Source organism: Achromobacter sp. Marseille-Q0513 (assembly GCF_018195695.1).
Taxonomy (GTDB): Bacteria; Pseudomonadota; Gammaproteobacteria; order Burkholderiales; family Burkholderiaceae_B; genus Achromobacter.
Window position 1 is genome coordinate 1 of record NZ_JAGTJY010000281.1, and the last position, 5,091, is coordinate 5,091.

Below are 5,091 nucleotides of genomic sequence, written 5' to 3' on the forward strand. Positions count from 1 at the left end.
CACCCCGGCGCCCGCCGGCCCCCGGGCGGTCCCAGGCGCGGCGGCCCCCACCCCCACCCGCACCTCGCGGCCGCCCCCGCGGCGCGCGACCCCCCCGCGGGCCGGGAGGCGCCCGCCCCGCCCCAGCCCCGAGAACCCCGCCGCCAGCGACCCGCCGGCGGCCAGGTCCACCCCCATGCCCCGCCGCAATAGCGGCGCGGCGATGATGACCTTGCCCACTTGCAGCGCCGCCACCACGCCCGCGCCCACGATGGCCAGCACCGCCGCCCAGCGCGTGCCCGCCGGCGTCCCGCCCTGCCCGTCGCCTGTCCGCCCCATGCCCTGCTCCGTCTCCCGCGCCCGGGCCATCCGGGTCTCGTTCTGATCCATCGCCGCCTTCTGTGTCCGCGTATCGAAGCCGCCAGCATGCCCGTCCGTGGCGATCCTGTTAAGTGATAATCTTTTGACGCAACCGATCGATTCCATAGATCACTGACGAGCATGCTGGACGCCCTCACCCTGGATCAATTGCGCGTGTTCGCCGCCGTGGCCGACGCCGGCAGCTTCCGCGCCGCCGCCCGCCAGCTGTCGCGGGTGCAGTCGGCCGTCAGCCATGCCATCGCCAACATGGAATCCGAACTGGGCGTATCGCTGTTCGACCGCCAAGGCCGGCGGCCCGTCATGACGCCACAGGGCCAGGCGCTGCTGGCCAATGCCCGCGACATCCTGCTGCGGGTCGACGCCATGCGGGCGCGCGCGCAGGGGCTGGGCGAAGGCGTCGAACTCGAACTGCCGCTGGTCGTCGATACGCTGTTTCCCATCGCCCACGTGGGCGCCGCGCTGTGCCGCATGCGCGCGGCCTACCCGTCGGTGGCGCCGCGCGTCACGGTGCTGCCGCTGGGCGGCCCGATCGCCGCCCTGCTGGACCGCAGCCACGCCCTGGGCATCATCGCCGGCGAGCATTTCCGCGACCCGCGCATCGCGGTGCAGGCGCTGTCCTCGGTGCAGATGGTGGCGGTGGTCGGCGCCGGCCATGCGCTGGCCGGCCGCGTGGCCGCCGGGCAGATGCTGGAACCGGCCGAGCTGGCCGACCATGTGCAGATCGTGCAGACCGATGCCTCGCCGTTGAGCCAGGGCCGCGATTTCGCCGTGCTGTCGCCGCAGACCTGCCGCGTCAGCGGCCAGGACACCAAGCACGCCATGATCCTGGCCGGCCTGGGCTGGGGCCGGTTGCCGCTGTGGCAGGCCGAGCGCGACCTGGCCGAGGGGCGCCTGCTGCGGCTGCCCACCAGCAGCCTGGGCCGGGGCAGCCAGGTCGCCGTCGAAACCTATCTGGCGCATCGCATCGACCAGCCGCTGGGACCGGCGGCGCGGACGTTCCGGGAAGCGTTGCAGGCGCTGGCCTGAGCCCTGTTGCCTCGACGAGCGGCGTCATGCGCGCTTCATCAGGTACTTCGGCGACTCCTCGTACCCCTGGCGGTAATAGAAGCGGTGCGCGTCGACGCGGCGCTCGTGGCAATGCACCTCGATGCGGTCGCATCCGCGCTCGCGCGCCAGCCGCGCGGCCGTCTCTTCAAGCTCGCGGCCCACGCCCAGGCCGCGCGCCGCCTCGCCCACGCAGAAATACGTGATGCGGCAGAAGTCGCCCGGCAAGGCCAGCTGCACGATGAAATGCAGGCCGATGAAACCCAGCACGCCGCCGTCCTCGGCTTGCGCGACCAGCAGGCGTGCGTCCGGATGCGCGACGATGCGCGCGATCTTGTCGGCGGAAAAATCCTCCGTGCCGGGATAGCCCAGTTCGCCCAGCAATGCGGCGATCGCCGCGCCGTCCTTGATTTCCGCGTCCCGGATGCGCATGGCCCGTTCTCCAAAAAGCGCAGACGATATGACGCCCGCATGTCCGCCGCATGACCGGCGGCGGGCGGCGCGGACGCCACTCAGGCCAAGCCGTCATGCGCCTGCAATGTGGCGAACAATGCCCGCACCGCCGGCGTGTCCGCCGCCGCCCGCGACGCGGCCAGCCCGAAGCGGCGGCGCACCGGCACGGCCAGCGGCAGCACCCGCAGACCGCGCCGGTTTTCGGGCAGGGTCAGCTCGGGCGCCAGGGTCACGCCCACGCCCTCGCGCACCAGCGCGAAGGCGCTGGACCATTCCGTGACCGTGGCGCGCACGTCGCGCAGCGCCAGCCCGGCCTGCTCGGCCACGCTGCCCGCGTTGACGCTGCAGCCGCCGGTGGCCAGCACGAAAGGCTGCGCCGCCAGGTCGGCCAGCGCCACGCCGCCGCCGGGTCCGCGCGCCAGCGGATGCGCGGCGGGCACCACGGCCACCCAGTCATCCTCGCCCAGCGGGCAGACGCCGCTGTCCGGCGGCGCGTTCAGCACCACGCCCAGGTCCACCGTGCCGGCCGCCAACAGCGTTTCGATTTCGTGGTCGCTGGCCTCCAGCGGTACGACCTCGATGCCCGGATGCGCCTGCCGGAACCGCCGCAGCAGCGGCGGCAGGATGGTGGAGAACACGATGGGCAGGCTGGCCAGGCGCAGCGTGCCCCCGGCCTCGCCGCGCGCCTGTCGCGCCAACGCCCGCAGGCGGTCCAGCGAAGCCAGCATCAGGCGGGCCTCGGCCACCGCCTGCAGGCCCAGCGCGGTCGGCACCGTGCGGCGGCGTTCGCGCAGGAACAGCGGCGCGCCCATGCTGTCTTCCAGCTGGGCGATGGCCTGGCTGGCGCCCGACTGGGTCATGCCGACCTGGGCGGCGGCGTGAGTGATGCTGCCGGCGTCGGCCACCGCCTGCAGCAGCCGCCAATGAATGAGGTTCATCATGGCATTAGCTTGCCTTATATCTACTTTCTGATAAGTTAATTTTACGCATGTCCGGGACGGGTTCATGCTGGCGACTCTCCTTCACCAAGCCGGATCCCAGCATGAACACCGATGTCTCCCCCGCTCCCCTTACCCTGTACTATGCGCCCGAGGCCTGCTCGCTGGCGCCGCATATCGTGCTGCGCGAGCTGGGCCTGCCCCATGCGCTGTCGCGCGTGGACAACCGCGCCAAGCGCAGCGACCGAGGCGAGGACTTTCTCGCCATCAATCCCAAGGGCTATGTCGCCGCGCTCAAGCTGGCGGACGGCCGGGTGCTGACCGAGGGCCCGGCCATCCTGCTGTATCTGGCGGACCTGAAGCCCGCAGCCGGGCTGGCGCCGCCGGCGGGCTCGTGGGCGCGTCACCGCCTGCACGAATGGCTGGCCTTCATCTCGGCCGAGATCCACGGCGGCTTCGGACCGTTGTTCAACACGGATCTGGAAGCATCGGCGCGCGCCTGGTGGCAGGCGCGGCTGGAAAAGCGGCTGGACTATACGGCGGCCGCGCTGGACGCCGACGACTGGCTGCTGGACGCCGGCTACAGCGTGGCCGACGCCTATCTCTACACCGTACTGCGCTGGGCGCCGCGCTTCGGCATCGCGCTGGAACGCTGGCCGGCGTTGCATGCCTACATGGCGCGCATCGGCCAGCGGCCGCACACGCTAGCCGCCTTGCAAGCCGAGGCCTGAGCGCCAGCCTGGCCTCGGCGGCGCCCGCCTCAGGCGCCGACCGTGCGCAGCGCGCGCCTGCAGATCCGCAGCGTGGCCTCGGCCGGCGCGTCGGCCTGCCAGCGCGCGCATACGCCGCGCACCCAGTCCGGCTGGTCCTTGCTGGCGTCGTTCAGCCAGTTGGCCACCGAGTCCTGCACATACACGGACGGATCGGCGCGCAATGGCGTCAGCAGCGGCAGGCCGATATCCGGATCGGCCTTCAGTTCGGCGATGTGCGCGCACCACACGCCGCGCGGACGCAGCGACTCGCTGGCGAAGCGGCGCAGGCGCTCCGACGGTTCCTTGGTCCACGGCGTCAGCAAGGCCACCGAGCGCCGCAGTTCCGCCGCCAGTCCGGGACGCAGCGCCATCCAGACCCATTCCCTGACGCCGAAGTGCGCGTCGTCGGCCAGCGGCCGGATCAGGCGCAGCCGCGCTTCCAGTTCCAGGCCCGGCATCGCGCCCGCCATGAAGCAGGCCCAGCCGCGCACCGTGTCGGACGCATGCTCGCGCAGCGACTCGAAGCCCGCCGGTCCCAGGCGCTCCAGCAGCATGGCGCCGGCCAGCGCCATGCGGCGCGAGATGCCCTGCCCCGCCGCCGCGCGCAGGGCCTCTGCCGCGTCGGCGCCGGCCTGCGGCACGGCGGCCGCCATCAGCGCGGCAAAGTCCACCGCCAGGCACTCGGTCAGGTTGGAGGCCGGCGCGCCAGCGTCCAGCTGCGCCCGCCGCGCCGGGCTGATGTCCTGCACGCCGCGCCCGGCGGCGGAGGCCTTGCCGCGTGGCGCGGCCTTGCCCGCGCCGGCCGTGGTCTTGCGCGTGCGCGCCACGGGCACGCGCGCGCCAGCCGTCGCCGCCTTGGATACTGTCCTGCTCATCGCTCCGATTCCTCCATCGCCGCGCGGCCACTGTCCGTGGCGCGCCATACCTTGGCCAGCAGTTCGGCCAGCCGCTTGCGTTCCGACGCGGACAGGCCGCCAAACAATCCGCCTATCCATTGCGTGTGTTCGGCGAACAGCTGTGCGCCCGCGGCCTTGCCCTTGGCGCTCAGCACCACCTGCACCCTGCGCCGGTCGATGACATCGGCCTCGCGCCGCAGAAAGCCGTCGCGCTCCAATCCGTCGAGCAGGCCGGTCACGGTGGCGCGCGTAACGCCGGCGCGCTCGGCAAGTTCGTGCGGCGACAAGCCGCCGGCCTGGCCATGCAACAGGAACAGCAGCACGAACTTGCCTTCGGACAGGCCCCGGGGCGCCAGCCGCGCGGCGCAATCGCGGTCGATCGCGCCGGCGGTCGCCAGCAACTGGAAGCACAGGCGCACGCCATCCGCCGAAGGCAAGCCGCGCCGCGCCGACTCATCCAGCAAGGCGCGGTGCTTGGGTTCCAGCATGCGTTCCGGGTCTGCCATGGCCTGATCCTGCATCAAAAAGAAGGCAGCATATCATATGGCGCCTAATCAATTTATAGAGAATCCGGATTGCGCATTGCCTGGATAACCGGACGGACAGCCGCGAACCCCGATCTGAATATTCATCAACCCAGCATCCGCC

At 72.0% G+C, this 5,091-nt stretch carries 6 protein-coding genes and 1 pseudogene; 2 read left to right on the forward strand and 5 right to left on the reverse strand.

Going from position 1 to position 5,091, the window contains the following annotated elements:
- A pseudogene (locus KDH83_RS32735) lies at positions 1-465 on the reverse strand (hypothetical protein); the annotation flags it as partial.
- Between the two features lie 15 nt (positions 466-480).
- On the opposite strand from KDH83_RS32735, the gene KDH83_RS29355 reads away from it, so the two are divergent.
- Positions 481-1,386, forward strand: coding sequence for a LysR family transcriptional regulator (locus KDH83_RS29355; protein WP_212322288.1), 906 nt, complete (start codon positions 481-483; stop codon positions 1,384-1,386).
- A 24-nt stretch (positions 1,387-1,410) separates the two neighbouring features.
- Here KDH83_RS29355 and KDH83_RS29360 read toward each other — a convergent pair whose 3' ends face one another.
- Positions 1,411-1,836: a GNAT family N-acetyltransferase gene (locus KDH83_RS29360; protein ID WP_212322290.1), complete on the reverse strand. Its 426-nt coding sequence runs from the start codon at positions 1,834-1,836 to the stop codon at positions 1,411-1,413.
- Between the two features lie 80 nt (positions 1,837-1,916).
- On the reverse strand, positions 1,917-2,798 hold the full coding sequence (locus KDH83_RS29365; RefSeq protein WP_212322292.1) for a LysR family transcriptional regulator: 882 nt from the start codon (positions 2,796-2,798) through the stop codon (positions 1,917-1,919).
- A gap of 101 nt (positions 2,799-2,899) precedes the next feature.
- Here KDH83_RS29365 and gstA point away from each other — a divergent pair, with 101 nt between their 5' ends.
- A complete protein-coding gene (gstA, locus tag KDH83_RS29370) occupies positions 2,900-3,526 on the forward strand; it encodes a glutathione transferase GstA (RefSeq protein ID WP_212322294.1) in 627 nt (208 codons plus the stop codon).
- A 29-nt stretch (positions 3,527-3,555) separates the two neighbouring features.
- On the opposite strand, the gene KDH83_RS29375 is transcribed toward gstA, so the two are convergent.
- Both KDH83_RS29375 and KDH83_RS29380 read right to left on the reverse strand, forming a co-directional pair.
- A complete protein-coding gene (locus KDH83_RS29375; protein WP_249205439.1) occupies positions 3,556-4,422 on the reverse strand; it encodes a DNA alkylation repair protein in 867 nt (288 codons plus the stop codon).
- Positions 4,419-4,949, reverse strand: coding sequence for a MarR family transcriptional regulator (locus KDH83_RS29380; RefSeq protein ID WP_249205440.1), 531 nt, complete (start codon positions 4,947-4,949; stop codon positions 4,419-4,421). Before KDH83_RS29380 ends, KDH83_RS29375 begins: the two co-directional genes overlap by 4 nt.
- Between the last annotated feature and the right edge of the window lie 142 nt (positions 4,950-5,091).

Excerpts from the sequence above, each read along its gene's own strand:
- KDH83_RS29355 (WP_212322288.1), top strand. The coding sequence starts at position 481 with ATGCTGGACGCCCTCACCCTGGATCAATTGCGCGTGTTCGCCGCCGTG.
- KDH83_RS29360 (WP_212322290.1), bottom strand. The coding sequence starts at position 1,836 with ATGCGCATCCGGGACGCGGAAATCAAGGACGGCGCGGCGATCGCCGCA.
- KDH83_RS29365 (WP_212322292.1), bottom strand. The coding sequence starts at position 2,798 with ATGATGAACCTCATTCATTGGCGGCTGCTGCAGGCGGTGGCCGACGCC.
- gstA (WP_212322294.1), top strand. The coding sequence starts at position 2,900 with ATGAACACCGATGTCTCCCCCGCTCCCCTTACCCTGTACTATGCGCCC.
- KDH83_RS29375 (WP_249205439.1), bottom strand. The coding sequence starts at position 4,422 with ATGAGCAGGACAGTATCCAAGGCGGCGACGGCTGGCGCGCGCGTGCCC.
- KDH83_RS29380 (WP_249205440.1), bottom strand. The coding sequence starts at position 4,949 with ATGGCAGACCCGGAACGCATGCTGGAACCCAAGCACCGCGCCTTGCTG.